The sequence below is a fragment of the Verrucomicrobiota bacterium genome, assembly GCA_021413925.1.
Taxonomy (GTDB): Bacteria; Verrucomicrobiota; Verrucomicrobiia; order Chthoniobacterales; family UBA6821; genus UBA6821.
In genome coordinates this window covers 117,974-137,164 of record JAIOPL010000015.1, presented here as the reverse complement: position 1 = coordinate 137,164, position 19,191 = coordinate 117,974, and the positions used below count along the sequence as shown (strand labels likewise).

Annotated in this window: 14 protein-coding genes; 4 read left to right on the top strand and 10 right to left on the bottom strand. The window is 57.3% G+C overall.

The features are described 5' to 3' along the window. Positions 1-215: 215 nt before the first annotated feature. The 10 genes from argS to rplK all read right to left on the bottom strand — a co-directional run bounded on the left by argS (position 216) and on the right by rplK (position 15,215). Positions 216-1,928 (bottom strand): arginine--tRNA ligase, encoded by a 1,713-nt coding sequence (gene argS / locus K8R57_07740; protein MCE9588188.1) that lies wholly within the window; start codon positions 1,926-1,928, stop codon positions 216-218. Between the two features lie 232 nt (positions 1,929-2,160). Then, positions 2,161-2,622 carry a PTS sugar transporter subunit IIA gene (locus K8R57_07735; protein ID MCE9588187.1) on the bottom strand — a complete coding sequence of 154 codons (462 nt, stop codon included), beginning with the start codon at positions 2,620-2,622 and terminating at the stop codon, positions 2,161-2,163. A 47-nt stretch (positions 2,623-2,669) separates the two neighbouring features. Continuing rightward, a complete protein-coding gene (gene tsf / locus K8R57_07730; GenBank protein ID MCE9588186.1) occupies positions 2,670-3,578 on the bottom strand; it encodes a translation elongation factor Ts in 909 nt (302 codons plus the stop codon). 61 nt (positions 3,579-3,639) lie between these two features. After that, positions 3,640-4,380, bottom strand: coding sequence for a 30S ribosomal protein S2 (gene rpsB, locus K8R57_07725; protein MCE9588185.1), 741 nt, complete (start codon positions 4,378-4,380; stop codon positions 3,640-3,642). Between the two features lie 41 nt (positions 4,381-4,421). Next, positions 4,422-8,555, bottom strand: coding sequence for a DNA-directed RNA polymerase subunit beta' (gene rpoC, locus K8R57_07720; protein MCE9588184.1), 4,134 nt, complete (start codon positions 8,553-8,555; stop codon positions 4,422-4,424). Between the two features lie 66 nt (positions 8,556-8,621). Then, positions 8,622-12,422, bottom strand: a complete 3,801-nt coding sequence (rpoB, locus tag K8R57_07715) for a DNA-directed RNA polymerase subunit beta (protein ID MCE9588183.1) — start codon at positions 12,420-12,422, stop codon at positions 8,622-8,624. 339 nt (positions 12,423-12,761) lie between these two features. After that, on the bottom strand, positions 12,762-13,145 hold the full coding sequence (gene rplL, locus K8R57_07710; protein ID MCE9588182.1) for a 50S ribosomal protein L7/L12: 384 nt from the start codon (positions 13,143-13,145) through the stop codon (positions 12,762-12,764). A gap of 174 nt (positions 13,146-13,319) precedes the next feature. Beyond that, the gene (gene rplJ, locus K8R57_07705; GenBank protein MCE9588181.1) at positions 13,320-13,979 is read right to left on the bottom strand and encodes a 50S ribosomal protein L10; all 660 of its coding nucleotides are present in this window, start codon (positions 13,977-13,979) and stop codon (positions 13,320-13,322) included. 36 nt (positions 13,980-14,015) lie between these two features. Continuing rightward, positions 14,016-14,717: a 50S ribosomal protein L1 gene (gene rplA / locus K8R57_07700; protein ID MCE9588180.1), complete on the bottom strand. Its 702-nt coding sequence runs from the start codon at positions 14,715-14,717 to the stop codon at positions 14,016-14,018. A 72-nt stretch (positions 14,718-14,789) separates the two neighbouring features. Then, positions 14,790-15,215, bottom strand: coding sequence for a 50S ribosomal protein L11 (rplK, locus tag K8R57_07695; protein MCE9588179.1), 426 nt, complete (start codon positions 15,213-15,215; stop codon positions 14,790-14,792). A 247-nt stretch (positions 15,216-15,462) separates the two neighbouring features. Between rplK and K8R57_07690 the strand changes: the two genes are divergently transcribed. From K8R57_07690 to K8R57_07675, 4 genes are all read left to right on the top strand, one after another. Further along, positions 15,463-16,053, top strand: coding sequence for a YqgE/AlgH family protein (locus tag K8R57_07690; protein ID MCE9588178.1), 591 nt, complete (start codon positions 15,463-15,465; stop codon positions 16,051-16,053). A 513-nt stretch (positions 16,054-16,566) separates the two neighbouring features. Next, positions 16,567-17,058, top strand: coding sequence for an RNA polymerase sigma factor (locus tag K8R57_07685; protein ID MCE9588177.1), 492 nt, complete (start codon positions 16,567-16,569; stop codon positions 17,056-17,058). Beyond that, positions 17,055-17,435, top strand: coding sequence for a hypothetical protein (locus tag K8R57_07680; protein ID MCE9588176.1), 381 nt, complete (start codon positions 17,055-17,057; stop codon positions 17,433-17,435). The genes K8R57_07685 and K8R57_07680 overlap by 4 nt, the downstream gene beginning before the upstream one ends. A gap of 38 nt (positions 17,436-17,473) precedes the next feature. Next, positions 17,474-19,186 carry a hypothetical protein gene (locus K8R57_07675; GenBank protein ID MCE9588175.1) on the top strand — a complete coding sequence of 571 codons (1,713 nt, stop codon included), beginning with the start codon at positions 17,474-17,476 and terminating at the stop codon, positions 19,184-19,186. The last annotated feature ends 5 nt before the right edge of the window (positions 19,187-19,191 follow it).

The following is a 19,191-nucleotide window of genomic DNA, read 5'->3' as shown; positions in this document are numbered from 1 at the left end:
AGGCGAATGACGAGAAGGGAATGGATTAGTATTCATGGTTCGAATCCATACAAGCCTATCATCTCGAACAGACACAGAGTGTCCTAGCTGCCTGCCTGTCCTCGGTCAGGGCGACGGTAATTTGATGCCAGAGTTAGGCGGCCAAGCGCAGCTGTAGTGCACTACTGCAAGCGCAGGCCAACGCCACTATGGCGCAAAGGACCAAGCCCTAGCTTCTACATCCGCTCGGGGACACCAATCCCCAGCAGCGAAAGGCCAGATTTCAGTAGTTCTGCCGTGATTCCAGCCAACGTCAGTCTGGAAGAGCGGACTGGATCTTCTGATTTCAGAATCGGACACGCCTCGTAGAAGCTGTGGAAGGCATTCGCTAGTTCGTAGAGATAGAGACAGAGGAGATTCGGGCGCTGGTCATCCAGAACGGCGTGCAGCACCTCTCCGAACTTGAGGATCTGGAGAGCGAGGGCACGCTCAGCCGGGTCGGCAATGACAATGGGAGCTGACTCCAAGGAGATCCCCTCGGTCTCTGCCTTCCTGAAGATAGAGCGGATGCGGACGTAGGCATTCTGAAGGTAGGGGGCGGTATTCCCCTGAAAGGAGAGCATCTTCTCCCAGGAGAAGACATAGTCGGTAAGCCGGTGCTGCATCAGGTCGGCGTATTTCACGGCACCGAGGCCGATGAGGCGGGCGATCTCCAACTGCTCGGCCTTGGGAAGATCGGGGTTCTTCTCCGCAACGACAGCCAGGGCCCGCTCCATCGCTTCGTGAAGCAGTCCCCCCAGTTCGACATTCTCGCCGGAGCGGGTCTTCATCATCTTGCGGTCCTCGCCTAGGATACTGCCGAAGGCGATGTGACGGAGGTCGGTGGTGATACCCATCCTACGCCCCGCGGCAAAGACCTGCTCGAAATGAAGCTGCTGCGGTGCTCCTGTTACATACCAGACGGAGTCGGGCTTCCAGCGCTGCTCTCGGTACTCGAGGGTGGCCAGATCAGTCGTGCCATAGAGGAAGCCTCCGTCGCTCTTGCGGATGAGGCACGGCTTTTCCTCAAGAGCGGGAATATCGGGGAAGAAAATACAGACGGCTCCTTCGCTGACTTGTGCGATGCCCTCTGCAAGCAAGCGGTCCACCAAGGGAGCGAGGGCGTCGTTGTAGAAGCTCTCTCCCAATCGCTCATCGAAGCTGATGTCGAGCAGTCCGTAGAGACGCTCAAATTCCTTCCAAGAGAGGGCAACGGCTTGCTTCCAGATCTCGAGGTTCTCGACATCCCCCTGCTGGAGCTTCACCAGCTCATGGCGGACAATTTCCTTCAGAGCAGGGTCATTCTCCTCCAGCGCATTGACCTCGCGGTAAAGTCTGACGAGTTCATCAATCGGGGTCTGCTCCAGCGCCTCGCGGTTGAGTAGGTGCTTCCAGCCGTAGATCACCTTCCCGAACTGGGTGCCCCAGTCGCCGATGTGGTTGTCAGTAATGACGTGGTGGCCGAGATGACTGGCGATCCGGGCGAGGGAGTCCCCCAAGATCGTGCTGCGGATATGGCCGACATGCATCGGCTTGGCGACATTCGGCGAGCTGAAATCGATGATGATGGTCTTCGGCATCTTCAACGATTCGACACCGAGATGCTTGTCGTTCCGAACGACATTGACGGCCTCAGAAAGGGCTGTGTCGAGCATCTTGAAATTGATGAATCCTGCACCGGCCACCGTCGGCGGTTCGCAGAGATCCTCAACTTTCAGATGAGTAAGGATGGAGGCCGCTACTTCACGGGGATTCTTCTTCAATGCCTTCGCGGCTACCATCGCCGCATTTGTTTGAAAATCCCCAAAGCGTGTGTCGGCAGCAGGAGTTACGACCGCCAGCGAGTCATCGATTCCTGCGGCACGCAGTGCGGCGGCAAGGCGGTCGCTGAGGGTGGAGGGGAGAGACATGGGAAAAGAGAGGGATGAAACTTGAGACCTGAAAGCTGAAGGTTCTGAATTCAGACCACAACGATCCGGTAGCAGATATGAATTGATTCTAGCCGGAATGGACTTTAGGAGGAAGCCACTTCGCCTAAAAGGTCTTGAGGTGGAACTTAGAAGATCCCAGTGATCCCAGATTCTTTTCAGGTTTCAAGTTTCAGGTCTCATCCTTCGCTGTCAGCCCAGCTGACAAGAACGCCTACTGCGTCTTTCGGTCGAAGACTGAAAGGATGGCCTTGGCGTCGCTCGCTTCCGCAAGGTCCGAGCGAACGGCGGGATCGTTCAAGAACTTGGCTATAGCGGCCAAGGTCCTGAGATGTGTCTGAAATTGATCTTTCGGCACCAGGAAAAGAACAATGAAGTGTACGGGCTTGTTGTCCAGGGACTCAAAATCGATCCCGGTCTTGGAGCGACCGAAACAGGCGGTCACCTCGGGGACAGCGTCGCAACTGGCATGGGGGATCGCGATCCCGAAACCGATCCCGGTGCTCATCGTCTCCTCGCGGTGACGCAGTGAGACGATCGCCTCATCCCTGTGAGCAACGTCCAATTGTCCCTCCTCAACAAGCCGGTTCACGATCTCCTCGATGGCCTGCCACCGATCAGTGGCAACCATCTCGGGTATGATCAGTTCCTCGGAGAGGAGGCTTGCGAGTGTCATAGAAGGAGATCCCGCAAAAGGGAACAAACGGATCTAAAAGAGCGTTTTTATGCCTGTTCTTCGAGAGGGGCCTCGCCCGACTCTTCGCCCAAACCGTAGCGGACAAAGCGACTGATCACGATCTTGTCGCTCAGTTCCTTCTCCTTGGTAGCTACGAGATCCTTGACGCTGATGTCAGGGTTCTTGATGCAAGCCTGCTCGAGGAGACACGTCGTGCTGTAGAACTTGTCCATCTTCCCATCGACGATCTTCTCAACGATATTCTCGGGCTTGCCGGCGACCTGTGCTTTGTAGATCTCACGCTCTGAAGCCACAAGAGATGCATCCACCTCATCGCGGGAGACGCAGGTAGGATGCGCGGCGGCGATCTGGAGTGTGATGTCCTTCACGAAATCGCGGAATCCCTCGTGCTGAGCCGTGGCTTCCAAGCCGCAGCTGATCTCCACGAGCACGCCCACCTTGCCCTGAAGATGGATGTAGGAAGCCACAAGGCCCCCATTGCCCTGTCCGATCTGAAAGCGGGCAAAACGGCGGATGACCATATTCTCGCCGAGAGCAGCAATCTTGGAAGCAATCGCGTCCTTGAAAAGTACGCCGGATGATGTAGGCACCTCCAGTAGGCTCTCGACGCTCTCAGCCTTGGCGGCGGCGATCTCCTCGCTGATTTCCTTGGTGAAACTTGTGAAAATCTCGTTCTTGGCAACAAAGTCGGTCTCGCAGTTGATCTCAACAAGCACGCCCACCTTGCCAGTTGGCTGGATGAAAGCGACGACCGCTCCCTCCTTGGCATGGCGAGAGGCCTTCTTGCCGGCGCTGGCGATGCCCTTCTGGCGCAGGAGAGACTCGGCCTTCTCGATGTCGCCGCCCGCCTCGGTGAGAGCGCGCTTGCAGTCCATCATGCCGGCGTTGGTCTTCTCGCGGAGAGCCTTGACGATTGCTGGTGTGATATCAGCCATGGTTATAAGCGGTTATTCTAGGAATGGTTGGTTTAAGTAAACGAGTTGCTTCGGTCCTGGCTTATTCAGCCACGGCAGCAAGCTCTTCGGTCTCGGTAGGGGCGGCGATAGGGGCTCGCGCACCAACACGGGACTTGGCGATCACATCGACCAGCTTCTGAAGAATGATGCGGATCGCGCGGATCGCGTCGTCGTTACCCGCGATGGGATAGTTTATCTCCTCGGGGTTGCTGTTGGAGTCGACAATGGCAACGATGGGGATACCAAGGCGGCGGGCCTCTGCGACCGCAATCGTCTCCTTGACGGTGTCGATAATGACGATGACATCCGGCTGCTTGTCCATGTCGAGGACTCCCTCGAGATTGTGGCGGATGCGGGTGGCTTCGCGACGCAGGGCGGAAGCCTCGGCCTTGTTGATCTTGTTGAATCCAGCGCTCTTTTCGAGGGCCTCAAAGTCACGGAGCTTGGAAACGCTCTTGCGGATGGTGACGAGGTTGGTGAGGGTGCCACCGAGCCAACGCTGGTTGACATAGTACTGTCCACAGGCCTGCGCAGCCTCTTTCACAGCCTCCTGGGCCTGCTTTTTGCAGCCCACAAAGAGGATCTTGCCGCCACGGCCCGAGATGTCTGCGAGGAACTCTCCTGCCTTGGCGAGCTGCTCGACCGTCTTGGAAAGGTCGATGATGTGGATGGAGTTTTTCTCCTCAAGGATGAAATCCCGCATACGGGGATTCCAGCGCTTGGTCTGGTGACCATAATGGACACCGGCTTCGAGGAGTTCGGTCATTGCTTCTACGGACATGGGAATGCGTGGTTTTTAGGGCTTTGTTGCTGATTAATTGATTACAGGGAGGCTTCTTCGGCTTCCTCATCACCCTCAAACAGTGAGGGTTCTCCGAGGTGGACCAGATCAAAGTTGCGATTCGACTTGAAGCCGGTTCCCGCAGGGATGAGGTGACCCATGATGACGTTCTCCTTGAATCCGCGGAGTCTGTCAGACTTGCCGAGGGTGGCTGCTTCGGTGAGAACACGCGTTGTGTCCTGGAAGGATGCGGCAGAGATGAAGCTGTCGGTCTCGAGTGAGGCCTTGGTGATACCCAGCAGAACTGGGGCCGCTTCCGCGGGCTTTCCACCCTTGGAGCTGACGCGCTCGTTCTCACCCTCGAACTCGAGGCGGTCGATCTGATCGCCCCAGAGTAAGGTGGTGTCGCCCTGATCGGTAATCTTCACCTTGCGGAGCATCTGGCGGACAATGATCTCGATGTGCTTGTCGTTGATCTCGACGCCCTGAAGACGATAGACCTCCTGGACTTCGTTGAGCAGGTGCTCCTGAAGCTCCTGGGGTCCGCAGACATCGAGGATCTCATGCGGGACGACGGGACCTTCGGTGAGTTGCTGGCCCTTCTTCACGAAGTCACCCTTGAAGGCGATGATATGCTTGGAGAGAGGAATGAGGTGCTCTTCTTCGGATCCGGTCTGCGGATCACGGACGATGAGCTTGCGCTTGCCACGGACCGTTCCACCAATGTCGACGACGCCGTCGATGCGGGCGATCTCGCAGGCATCCTTTGGACGGCGAGCTTCGAAGAGCTCGGCGACACGCGGCAGACCGCCGGTAATGTCCTTGGTCTTGGCGATCTTACGCGGAGTCTTGGCCAGACGCTGACCAGCCTGGACTTTTTCGCCTTCCTTGCACTCAAGGTGAGCTCCAGCGGGAATGGAGTAGCTGGCCACGACCTCCTTCTTGTCATCGACGATGACAATCTGCGGATGGAGATCGTCCTTGTGCTCGATAAGCACTGTGCCCATGACGCCAGTCTCGTCGTCAACTTCCTTGCGGATGGTGACGCCGGCAATCATGTCGCGGAATTCGATCTTACCTGACTTCTCTGTAATGACAGGAACGTTATACGGATCCCATTGGACAAAGGTTTCCCCCTTCTTGACGGTTCCACCGTCGGCGATCGAGAACACGGAGCCGAGTACCACGGGGTAACTCTCAAGCTCGCGGCCATCCTTGCCGTGGACACCCACGGTGCCGTTCTTGGAGAGCACAATGAAGGTGCCGTCCAGAGCCTTGACTGCACGAAGGTCACTGTAGCGGAGAACACCGTCGTTCTTTGCCTTGATGATCGGCTGCTTGAAGGTCTGGCTGGCCGTTCCACCGACGTGGAAGGTACGCATCGTGAGCTGGGTTCCCGGCTCACCGATCGACTGGGCGGCGATGATGCCAACAGCTTCACCGAGACCGATCATAAGACCGTTGGCGAGGTTCCTGCCGTAGCACTTAGCGCAGACGCCGCGTTTGTTCTCACAGGTGAGAACGGAGCGGATCTTGAGTTGTTCGTGGCCGACCTTGTCGAGTGCGGCAGCGATCTCTTCATCGATAAGCTGGTTGGCCTTGATGATCGCGGAATTGTTAATGGAATCCTTGACGGTCTCGCAACTGACGCGGCCGATGATGCGTGTGGCCAAGGAGACGACTTCCTCGTCACCCTCGTAGATCGGGCGGACAACGATGCCGTTGACGGTACCGCAATCCTCGGTGGTGATGATGACGTCCTGGGCTGCATCGACCAGTTTGCGGGTGAGATATCCGGAATCGGCGGTCTTGAGCGCCGTATCGGCGAGTCCCTTACGGGCGCCGTGGGTCGAGATGAAGTATTCGAGCACGGAGAGACCCTCGCGGAAGTTCGAAAGAATCGGGCGCTCAATGATCTCGCCGGATGGCTTGGCCATGAGTCCGCGCATACCGGCCAACTGCTTGACCTGCGTGCGGTTGCCTCGGGCACCGGAGTCGACCATCATGAAGACAGGATTGGCCTCTGGGCGTCCGTCATTATGCTCGAGCGTGCGGAAAAGGGCGTTGGCGATTTCTTCACCGGTGTGGGTCCAGATGTCCTGCACCTTGTTTTTGCGCTCACCGTCGGTGATGATTCCGCGGCGGTACTGTTTCTGAACTTCGGCAATCTGCTTCTGAGCACTCTCGATGAGAACAGCCTTCTCCTTCGGAATGATCATGTCGTTGATACCGATGGAGGCTCCGGCGCGGGTCGCCTCACGGAAACCGAGCTCCTTGAGCTTGTCCAGAGTCTCAACGGTACGGGCCTGACCAACGGCCTTGTAGCAGCGCCAGATGATGTCGGAGAGCTGCTTCTTGCCTGCAACCTTGTTGTAGAAACCAAGCTCACTGGGCCAGATCTGGTTGAAGAGAACACGGCCGACTGTGGTCTCGATAACAGCAAGCTCCTCGTTACCATAGACCGTCTTCAATCCACGATCGGGATTCTGAAAGCGGATGCGGGTGTGGATCTTGACGCTCTTTTCCGAGAGGGCTAGCTCAACCTCGCTGGATTCAGCGAAAAGGGGAAGGCGAGCCTCGGATGATTTTGCATCCTTGGTGCCGACATTGCGCGGATTCTGCGTGAGGTAATAGCAGCCGAGCGGGATGTCCTGCGATGGATTGGTGATCGGCTTGCCGCTGGAAGGCGAGAAGATGTTGTTCGGCGCCAGCATCAGGGTTCGAGCCTCAAGCTGAGCCTCGATGGAAAGCGGGACGTGAACGGCCATCTGGTCACCATCGAAGTCGGCGTTGTAAGCCGTGCAAACGAGCGGGTGAACACGGATTGCCTCTCCTTCGATCAGAATCGGCTCGAAGGCTTGGATTGAGAGACGGTGGAGGGTAGGTGCACGGTTCAGGAGAACAGCGTGTCCCTTGGTGACCTCTTCCAGGATGTCCCAAACCTCGGGGGTCTGGCGCTCAATGAGCTTCTTGGCACTGCGTACGGTGTGCACGTAGCCGAGTTCCTTCAATCGGCGGATGATGAAGGGCTCGAAGAGAACAAGCGCCATCTTCTTGGGAAGTCCGCACTGATTGAGCTTGAGCTCGGGTCCGATGACGATGACCGAACGACCGGAATAATCGACGCGCTTACCGAGCAGGTTCTGACGGAAGCGGCCTCCCTTGCCCTTGAGCATGTCGCTGAGGGACTTGAGGGGGCGATTAGCGGCGCCGGTGACGGCACGGCCGTGGCGACCGTTATCATAGAGGGCGTCGCAGGCTTCCTGGAGCATGCGCTTCTCGTTGCGGATGATGACCTCGGGGGTCTTCAGCTGGAGAAGGGTGCGAAGACGGTTGTTGCGGTTGATGACGCGGCGGTAGAGATCATTGAGATCCGATGTCGCGAAACGGCCACCCTCGAGAGGAACGAGGGGACGCAGATCGGGAGGGATGACGGGCAGAACGCTCAGGATCATCCACTCGGGACGGGTCTTGGATTCCATGAATCCCTGAACAAGCTTGAGACGCTTCGCAAGCTTCTTGCGGATCTGCTTGCTCTTGGTCTGGGTCATCTGCTTTTCGATCACCTGCTGCTCCTCGAGCAGGTCCAGGTTCTCAAGCAGCTTGCGGATAGCCTCGGCGCCCATGCCAGCGGTGAAGTCTTCGCCATACTGGTCCTCGGCCTCACAGTACTCGGTCTCGGTCAGGAGCTGGCCTTTCTCGAAGGGAGTCTTGCCCGGATCGATCACGATGTAATCCTCGTAATAGATGACGCGCTCAAGCTGACGACCTGTCAGGTCGAGCATGAGACCGATGCGTGAAGGCATGCATTTGTAGAACCAAATATGGGAGACAGGCACGGCCAGATCGACATGGCCCATGCGCTCGCGACGGACACGGCTCAGGCAGACCTCAACACCACAACGGTCGCACACGACGTTCTTGTGCTTGACGCGCTTGTACTTGCCGCAGGAGCACTCCCAGTCCCGGGTGGGACCGAAGATGCGCTCGCAGAAGAGACCACCCTTCTCGGGCTTGAAGGTCCGGTAATTGATGGTCTCCGGATTCTTGACTTCGCCTTTGCTCCAACCGCGGATGGTCTCCGGATTGGCGACGGTGATCCCGACCTCGTCGAAAGAGGCCTTGATGGGATCCGCCAGAAGGTCGGGTGCTACTGCAAGTGCTGTGTCGCTCATGGTAAGTGGAATGCTGCTGGCTTGGTGAGTGGTATGATCTGCTTCGCGTGTGCCTGGTCGCTTGGGTTAAGCGGCGGTATCGATGAAGGAACGGGCTTCGTCCTTTTTGCCGACGCGGACATCGAGTCCGAGTCCCTGCATTTCCTTGATGAGCACGTTGAAGGACTCGGGGATACCGGCCTCCAGGGAGTTGTCACCCTTGACGATACTCTCGTAGATACGCGTACGGCCCTGCACATCGTCGGACTTGACGGTGAGCAATTCCTGCAGCGTGTAAGCGGCGCCATAGGCCTCGAGTGCCCAGACTTCCATCTCTCCGAAACGCTGGCCTCCGTACTGAGCCTTACCACCGAGCGGCTGCTGGGTGACGAGGGAGTAGGGACCGACGGCACGGGCGTGGATCTTGTCGGCCACGAGGTGACCGAGCTTGAGCATGTAGATGATGCCGACAACGACCTCCTGATCGAACGCCTCGCCGGTACGACCGTCAAAGAGCTGCGACTTGCCGTTCTCCTGAATCCAGGAGAATCCCTCTTTCTGACCGGCTTCCTTGAGGTACTCGCGGATGCGGCTCTCGGGAATTCCGTCGAAGACGGGGGTGGCAACCTTGAAACCGAGGGCCTTGGCCGCGACACCCAGATGGGTTTCGAGAACCTGACCAACGTTCATACGGCTAGGCACACCGAGCGGGTTGAGCACGATATCGACGGGGGTACCGTCGGAAAGGAAGGGCATGTCCTCCTCGGGAACAATCTTGGCGACAACGCCCTTGTTACCGTGGCGGCCTGCCATCTTGTCACCGACAGAGAGCTTGCGCTTGCTGGCAATGAAGACCTTGACCTGCTTGATGATACCGGGATCGACATCATCACCACTCTCGACGCGGCCGAGATTCTCTTCCTTCTCGTTATCGAGGTCGGCGAAGCGGTGCTCGAACTGTCCGATGATCTCGCGGATCTTGTTGCGGATCGGGCTCGGATCGATCTCGACCACATTGTAGACGCCGGCCAGCTTGCGCAGGAGCATCTTGGTGATCTTGCGGTTGGCTGGGATGATGATCTCTCCTGACTCGCCGTTGACGACGTCGAGCGGGATCTTCTCGCCGAGGAGCACGTTGGCCAGGCCTTCCGTGAGCTGCTCGAAGAGTTCTTCCTTACGCTTCTTGTTGTCGTCCTGGATCATCTTTTGCTGACGCTTCGACTCGGATGGGGTCATCTTGATCTTAGCGGCCTTCTCCTTGGAGGAGACGCGTACGTCCATGACAATGCCGTAGGTTCCGGACGGAACGGTGAGGGAGGTGTCCTTCACATCGGCTGCCTTCTCGCCGAAGATGGCGCGCAGGAGGCGCTCCTCAGGAGCCAGCTCGGTCTCACTTTTCGGAGTGATCTTTCCAACAAGGATATCGCCCGGCTTCACCTCGGCGCCGATGCGGATGACTCCGTCGGGTCCAAGGTTCAGAAGAGCTTCCTCGCTAACATTCGGGATGTCACGAGTGATTTCCTCAGGCCCAAGCTTTGTATCACGGGCCCCAATCTCGAACTCGTCGATGTGGATGGAGGTGTAGACATCCTCCTTGACCACTCGCTCGGAAATCATGATGGCGTCCTCGAAGTTGTAACCGTTCCAGGGCATGAAGGCGACGAGCACGTTGCGGCCGAGCGCGAGCTCTCCGTTCTCCGTGTTCGGACCGTCTGCAAGCACGTCACCCTTCTTGATCACCTGGCCCTTCTTGACGATGGGCTTCTGGTTGATGCAGGTGCTGCTGTTGGAGCGCATGAACTTGCGCAGGTCATAGACGTGCACGCCGTTCTCGGGATCATCCTTGATCTTCTTCTTCCCCTCGGGAAGCTCGCCATCCTTGGTAACAATAATGCGCAGTGCGTCCACGGAAGCGATCTTGCCGTTCGACTCGGAAACAATCACCGCACGCGAATCACGGGCGACGCGTCCCTCCATTCCGGTCCCGATAATCGGGGCATCGGAGATGAGGAGCGGCACACCCTGGCGCTGCATGTTTGAGCCCATGAGCGCACGGTTGGCGTCATCGTGCTCGAGGAAGGGGATAAGACCCGCGGCTACTGAAACGAGCTGCTTCGGAGAGACATCCATATACTGGATCTTCTCGGGCTCAATCTCGACGAAGTCTCCGCGGTAACGCGAGGAAACCGTCTCGCCAAGGAATTTCCCCTTACTGTCGAGGGGTGAATTCGCCTGAGCAATGTAGAAGTTCTCGTCACGGTCACCGGTGAGGTACTCGATCTCGTCGGTTACCTTGCCATTGATGATCTTGCGGTACGGGGTCTCGATGAATCCGAAGTCGTTCACACGGGCGTACGTGCTCAAGGAGCTGATCAGACCAATGTTCGGACCTTCAGGGGTCTCGATCGGGCAGATGCGGCCGTAGTGGGATGGATGGACGTCGCGAACCTCGAATCCAGCGCGCTCACGGGAGAGACCTCCAGGCCCAAGAGCCGAGAGACGGCGCTTGTGGGTGAGCTCGGAGAGCGGGTTCGTCTGATCCATGAACTGGCTCAGCTGGGAACGGCCGAAGAAATCACGCACGACGGCGCTCAGGGACTTCGGATTGATCAGCTTCTGAGGCGTGATGTGATCGACGGAAGGATCGTAGAGGGCCATGCGCTCGCGGACGAGACGCTCCGTGCGGGAGAGTCCCACGCGGCACTGGTTGGCAAGCAGTTCTCCGACCGTACGGACACGGCGGCTGCCGAGGTGATCGATATCATCGAGCATCCCGTCACCTTTGCGAAGCTTGAGAAGATAACGCATCGACTCAACGATATCTTCCTTGCGAAGGACACGGTCATCGATCTTAGGATCAAGACCAAGCTTCTGCTGGATCTTGTGACGGCCAACGCGACCGAGGTCGTAGCGCTTGGAGTCAAAGAAGAGGCGCTTGAGCATGCCTCGGGCATTCTGCACTGTCGGAGGATCGCCGGGACGGAGCTTGCGGTAGATGTCCTTGAGTGCCTCTTCCTCGCTGTGGGCGGGATCGCGCTTAAGGGACTTGACGATCGTATCGTCATCCTTCGTGTCGATGACCTTGACTGAGTTGTGTCCGGCACGGATCAGATCGCGAATGACGGCGGGAGTCAGGGGCTCGTAGGCACGGGCAATAATCGCGTCGCCCTCGCGGACATCAGCGAGCAGGACCTTGGTGCCGATTTCCTCTTCGTCGAGTTTGTCCGAGAGCTTGAGGCTTTCGATCTTGTAGAAGAGAGCTGCAATCTCCTCGTCCGTAGGGAATCCAAGTGCGCGCAGGAAGGTGGTCGCAAGGAACTTGCGACGGCGCTTGCGGCGGTCAAGATAGACATAAAGAAGGTCATTCGTGTCGAACTGCACCTCGGTCCAAGAACCCCGGTCGGGAATGATCCGGAAACCAAAGAGCAGTTTTCCGTTGAGGTGAATATCGGACTCAAAGCAGATGCCTGGAGAACGGTGAAGCTGGCTGACCACGACGCGCTCGGCACCATTGACCATGAAGGTTCCGGACTTGGTCATGAGAGGGATCTCACCCATGTAAACCTTTTCTTCCTTAGTGGACTTTTCGTCCTTGTACCGGAAGGTGACGTAAAGGGGAGCGCTGTAGGTCTCTCCCTCGATCTGGCATTCAAAAGGGCCGATCTTCGGCTCGTCCATGTGATAGCTCACAAAATCAAGCGAGGATTTCTCCTCGAAGCCATAGATCGGGAAGAATTCACGGAAGACGGCCTGAAGGCCTACGTTCTTTCGCTTGGAGGGCTCGACGCCTGTCTGGAAAAACTCCTCGTAGGACTTGATCTGCAGTTCGATGAGGTTGGGCGGTTGGATGGCCTCGTAGAGTTTTCCGAAGTTGATTCTTTCAGACATGGTACAGGATCTTGGGTGGCGATACGGGTTGCCTTAATGGCGGTCCTTTCTTTGCCGGCTAGCGCCGACGGAAAAGGGAGAGCGGTAAGAGTGTTGTGGACTCCGGGGAGGAACTGGAAAAACGGTAGGCAAAAGAGCCGCCAGCTGTGGGATCCCCAAAAGAAACATGGAAATCCGCGCGGGCGGCGAAGGGATGTGATTGACTAAGCTTCTTGTGACCGTGTTGCAGGGCTCGGGACAGGTGGAACTTTTCGTTGTACGCCCTTCCGTCCATCGTGTCAACCGGGAAAACCCAGTTGACAACGATAAACGGAAATGAATGGCGTGTGTAGTCGGAGACTACTTGATCTCGACCTTGGCTCCAGCGGCCTCGATCTTCTTCTTGATCTCCTCGGCCTCTTCCTTGGTGGCGCCTTCCTTGATAGCCTTGGGAGCGCTCTCGACAAGGGCCTTTGCCTCTGCGAGGCCGAGTCCTGGGACTGCGGCGCGGACTTCCTTGATGACGCCGATCTTGTTGGATCCGACATCCTTAAGGATCACGTCGAAGGCGGTCTTCTCTTCGGCTGCTGCGGCGGGCGCGCCTGGTGCACCGCCAGCGGCGGCGACGGCTACGGGAGCGGCGGCGCTCACGCCCCACTTCTCTTCGAGGGCCTTCACGAGGTCGGCGATCTGGAGGACGGTGAGATTACTGAGCTGTTCTACGATTGCGGTGTTGTCAGACATGGTGTTGTTTGGATTTTGATGCTGTCGCGTCCCGAAGCCTCAGGACATTTGAGTCCGGCAGCTGCCGGACCGACAGGTCATCGTGTTGTGTTTCCTTCACCCGTCGTGGCTTCGTACGCCGGGAGAAATTATTTTTGGTTAAAAGGTTGAAATAGGGACTGCAGACTCTGCTTGCTAGGCGGCCGGGGCCTCCGTTGGGGCGGCTTCCTCAACTGCGGTGGTTTCTGCTGATGGGACTTCTGCAGCAACTTCGACAGCTGGAGCTACGGGAGCCTCCACAGCAGCAACTGCGGGGGTTTCCACAACTTCTGGAGCAGGGGCGGCAGGAGCTTTCTCCGCCATGGCCGCGAGAACGCGTGCCAGACTGGCGGCTGGTTCGTTGAGCGTGCGCACCAGCTTGGTGGCAGGGCTGAGCAGAAGACCGAGGAGCTGTGCCTGAAGAACTTCCTTCGGGGGAAGGTCGGCGAGAGCAATCACCTCAGCAGTCTCGAGGATGGCGTTATCGAGGATAGCAACACGGATTGTTGGCTTCTCAAACTCTGCGGCAAAGGTCTTGAGGATCTTAGCGGCGGCGCAGATGTCCTTCTCGCCGACAACAAAAGCCGTCTGACCTACCAGGTGGGCATCCAAATCAGGCAGGCCGGCGTCCTTAATGGAACGGCGGAGGAAGGTGTTCTTGATGACGGTCAGCGTGGCTCCAGCGCCACCGAGGCGGTTGCGGAGTTCTGCAAAGTGATTCACGTTCATCCCGCCGTATTCGACGACGATGAGGAAGGGAGAGTTGTTGAGGCGCAGCTTGACGTCCTCTACGATCGTGGGTTTCTCGGGGCGCATGGTAGTAGTCCTAGGTTCCTGGTTCCGTTGATGGGTTTAGTTCTTCAGGAAGGGGGATGCATCCACGAGAATGCCAGGCAACATCGTGGCAGCGATTGTCAAAGACTCGACATAGGCACCCTTGGCGGTTGCCGGGCGAGACTTGATGACCGCCTCGATCACGGCGCGACCGTTGTCGAGAAGTTGTGACTCACTGAAGGAGAACTTTCCGACGGGAACGGCTATATTGCCATTCTTATCAAGCTTGAACTCGACGCGTCCAGCCTTCACCTCTTGGACTGCCTTGGCGGTGTCATCACTGACCGTTCCGGTCTTGGGATTCGGCATCAAACCCCTGGGTCCTAGAACCTTACCAAGCTTGCGGACTTCGGTCATGGCTGCCGGGGTCGCGATGGCGACATCGAAATCGGAAAATCCGCCTTGGACTTTCTTGAGAAGATCATCAAAACCAACAAACTCTGCTCCTGCTTCCTGCGCTGCTGTAGCGGCTGCACCAGTTGCAAAGACAAGAACACGAACATTCTTGCCGCTACCATGGGGCAGTGGGCAGGTACCACGGACCATCTGGTCGCTCTGCTTGGGGTCAACACCAAGTCGCATTGAGACGGTGACCGTCTGGTCGAACTTGGTGGGAGGCATCTTCTTGAGGACGGTCAGGGCGTCGCTCAAAGGATATTTGCGCCCCTGCTCAACGAGCTCATTGGCGGCGCGGTAACGTTTGCTGCGGGTGTTTTGCATGGTGTGTTGCAGTTCAAGCGATCCGAAGACCTCCTGCGGTTGGTTTTTTGTTAAAAGTTCTGTCTCGCTTTTTTATGCCTCAATCTCGATCCCCATCTGGCGGGCGGTGCCACAGAGGGTGCGGAAGGCCGCCTCCTCGGTGTTGGCATTCATGTCCTTCATCTTGATCTTCACGAGGTCCATAACCTGCTTCTTGGTGAGCTTGGCTACCTTGACCTTGTTCGGTTCTTTGGAACCTGAAGCGATCCCAGCGGCTTTCTTCAGGAGCACTCCGGATGGAGGCTGTTTCGTGATGAAGGTAAAGGATTTGTCCTTATAGACGGTAATGACGACAGGCAGAATATCGCCTGCCTGCTTCTGCGTGGCGGCGTTGAACTCCTTACAGAATGCCATGATATTGACACCCTGCTGACCGAGAGCGGGACCTACCGGAGGGGCTGGATTAGCCTGTCCTGCCGGGATCTGAAGTTTGATCTGTCCTGTGATTTCTTTGGCCATGGTTCGAGTTTTGAGAAGGTTGTAGAAAGGGATTCGAGAATGTTTCTGCCGACGTTTCCGGCGAAAAAGGGTGGAAATAAAAGCTGATCCGGTCCTTAGGGGCAAGAGATTTCTTGATTTTTTTATTGAAGTTCCAATTAGGGCCCTCCATCCGCAATCTTTTTCACTTTCCAAACTAGCAATCCCTCCCCTCTCAATCATCCAAGTTCGGATTGATCTGTCTCTCGACTGGGATCAAAATACCCCCGTGCTACCTCAGGAAACCCATCCTACCGATACGCGGCTTACGGGCTTACTGCTGGTCGCCCTCCCCTCCCTGCTCGATCCCAATTTCCGGCGGGCGATCCTCTTTCTGACCCACCACGATCAGGAGGGTGCCATGGGCTTCATCCTGAACCGCCCTAGGAATGAGAGCCTGGGGGAACTAGCCGAATCACCGATGGATCTAGCTGCGGTGCCTGTCTTCGAGGGCGGCCCTGTAGAACAGCAGCATCTGATCCTGACCCGCCTGCTCTGGCTGGAGAACGCTGTCCGCTTCCAATCGCTCGGGGAGGAAGATCTTTTCCAACTGAATTCTGAAGAGGGTCCGGATGGCGACCACGATCATGACCCGCATCGGAATCTCAGGGCTTTTACCGGCTACGCAGGATGGACGGCAGGGCAACTCGAGCAAGAGGTCGCCGAACAATCATGGCATCTCCTTAAACCCACGGCCGAGATGCTGTATCCTGTGAGCACTACTGAGGATGGCATCAAGCGCTGGAAAGCGATCATGAAAAAACTTGGACCGACATATCATCTCCTCGCCCAGGCACCGGATGATCCGGGGCTCAATTAGTGAGAAGGTATAAAAGTAAGAACGTAAAAGGTCGCGAACCATCCGTAATACCCCTTCCCACCTTCCCACCTTCCCACCTTCCCACTTTCCCACTTTCCCACCTTCCCACCTTCCAACTTTTTCCAGTTCAGATCTTCCCCTGCCCCTTCACCCACTCCGCATACGTCCACTAACGTTGTTTCGGCGACCAAGGGTTCAGCACGGGAATCCTGCAATGCTGAAAATCGGGGGTATTCGCCGGTGGAGCGCAGGATGCAACTGCGCACCGGTCTCGCCGTGAGATTATTGATGGGTTCCACTCTGAAGCTGGAGGATGCGGCGAAACCGTGCGGGTTTCACTCTGTAAGCCGCCGAAGGCCGTTCGCTTGGGACGCTTCGAACCACGAAGTAATCATCCTCACGCCCCGGCGTGATCGGGCCCGAGTTCAGTCGACTCGAAAGCCGGTGATGAAAAGGTTCCCGCAGGATAGACAAATCCCCTTACCATCGCGTCTGGTTGACAGACTGCCATTCATGGACCTTCGAGAATTGGAATCCCTTTACGACGAATTCGCTCCCGCGGCCTATGCGTTTGCGCTGCAACTGACACGGGATCCCGATGCGGCGCAGGATCTTGTGCAGAATGTCTTCCTGCGTCTGGCCCGGCGGCCGAGGTTTACCATTCTGAACCCTCGCTCCTTTGTGTTGCGGTGCATTTACCGCGCCCATGTGGATGTTGTGCGCCGCGATGCGACCCGGCGGCAGATGCTGGAAAACTTCGCTTTGGAAGCGCAGACCCCCTTCCGACCTAAGCCCGGCGAGGATGAGAAGATCGCGGAGTTACTCGAACAGTTGGCTGTCCTGCCGGAGGAGCAGCGCGTGGTGGTCCATTTGAAGACATGGGAGCAGAGGACCTTCCGGCAGATCGCCGGCATCCTTGGCATCCCGGCAAACACAGCCGCGAGCAGATATCGCTACGCATTAGACAAATTACGCGACGCCATGCGTCTGGAGGATGAAACATGAACAACGAGGAAATCGAATCCCTTCTCCGCCGGGCGCGCCCGCATGAGCTGCCAGCCGGGTTGAAGCACCGGATTCTACAGGCCGCGCGACAAAACGCGGAGCCCATCGCCTGGGCTCCACGGTTTGCATGGACTTCGTTGGCTGTGTGCTGGTCGTTGATCGTTCTTCTCCGAGCCACTACGCCGGACGTTCCGAATGGGACTCTGCCCTTCGACCGCGAGGCATTTCTGGCGCGAGCCGCAACGCTCAAGTGCATCATCGCAACCGGACAATTTCCTCAGGAGATGGATGACTCTCCGATCCAGCAACCCCTTCAGATCGAATTGCATTTTCGCCTGCCAAAGGCCACTCCCCAAGCATCCCAACCTGCAGCTTAGAAGATTCCCAAAACCAAAACCCAATAACCAATAAATAGATGAAATGCCCCAAATGCCATCAACGCGTTGCTCCGTTTAAGTCTTGGGTTCTGTGGCCAGGCCCGACAAAAGAATGTGAAAACTGCCATGTACACCTGCGATATGCCGGTTTCTACCTGCAGGCGATGCTGCACGTCGTGATCGGATTGCCCATCGTTTTTGCTTTGGGAGATATGGTTTTCTCCCGCACGATAACGCTCTGGCTGGCTGCCGCGATTTTCCTCGGCATTCTTGTGATCACCGGAGTGGTGTTGCCGTGGAACTTTGCGCGTTACGAGGAATGCGACCGGCGAGGCGGATGGACAAAGGGCCTCCTGTTGGCCGTTGTCACATTGGTCACCCTTGTGACCCTGTTCTATTCATGGACGAACTGGTGGGGTGCAAGAAAGCTGAGCGCCGCCCTGGCCGTGCTCCGGGAAAAGAACGAGCCCACGCGATTCGAGGAAATCGTGCCGGCACCGATGCCCGATGCCGACAACGCGGCCGCCGCACCGGTCTTTCAGGAAGTCTTTGTTTCCGCGAAGGATTCGCGACTTGGAAAGCTGGATGTGCCTTGGAAAAAAATCACTGGAAAACCTAAGTCGGGCGAGAGCACGATCCATTTCACAGCAAGGTTCTTAAATCCCGATTTCAAGGGCGACGATCAGGCCGCTGGGGAATTGGTTTTAAAGAGTCTTGCCCCCTCAGCCCCTCTGCTTGAGGAAGTCGCCCAGGCGGTCCGTCGACCGGGGGTTTGTTGGCCGCTTGATTACTCAAAAGGTTTCGAGATGCCGATGACCTACCTCCCAGAGACAGTGAATGCCTCCAAGGTCTTCCAAGGGAGAGCGCTCGCCAAACTGGCGACTGGCCGTCCGGAGAATGCCTTTCAAGATGTCCAGACGCTTTTGGGTCTGGCACGCGCCGCTGGGTCCTCCCCTTTTCTCATTACGGTGCTTGTTGAAAGAAGCATCTTGGACCGGGCATCTCAGGTGATTAGCGATGGTCTGGAGAGGCACGCATGGACCGATGCTCAATTGGCGGCCCTCTCCAGCGAGCTCTCCCGCATCGATCTGCTGGCACGCCTTTCCAACGGTCTTCGCGGGGAGAGAGCATCTCTTCTCCAGCTCGATGCTTCCAGAACAGATCTATTGACGCTGCAGGGACTCCCCGACACCCGCACGCTGAGACTACAAAATGCGGCGCTCCGGGCCACATGGGCAATCTGGCCAGCGGGATGGTTCAACGAGGATAAAGCCGGATACATCGGCACCATCCAGCGGTATATCGACGCCGTGAAGCAGCCAAAGGAACTTCCGTCAACCCTCACAGAGATCGAGGCCGCGCGTGCCGGTTCCTCCGTTTGGAATAAGATCCGGAATCCCCTATCTCAGGTGGCGATGCCGGCTATTATGAGCCCAGCCAAGCAGATTGCAGCCACCCAGACAATCCTCCAAAGCCTCGCCACCGCCTGCGCGGTCGAGCGCTATCGCATGGCCCACGGGCGCCTTCCCGCAACCCTAGAAGACCTCGTGCCAGCCTTCCTGCCATCGGTCCCCACAGACCCGCTCACCGGCAAGCCGCTTTGCTACAGGCCATCAGAGAGCAGATCGTATCTGATCTACGGTACGGGCTGGGACCAGACGGACAACGCCGGCTCCGGCGTAACTGCCATCACAGGACTCTCCTCAAGATTCGAAAATCAAGCCGACTGGGGCGTGCTAATGAAGTTCTAGGAACT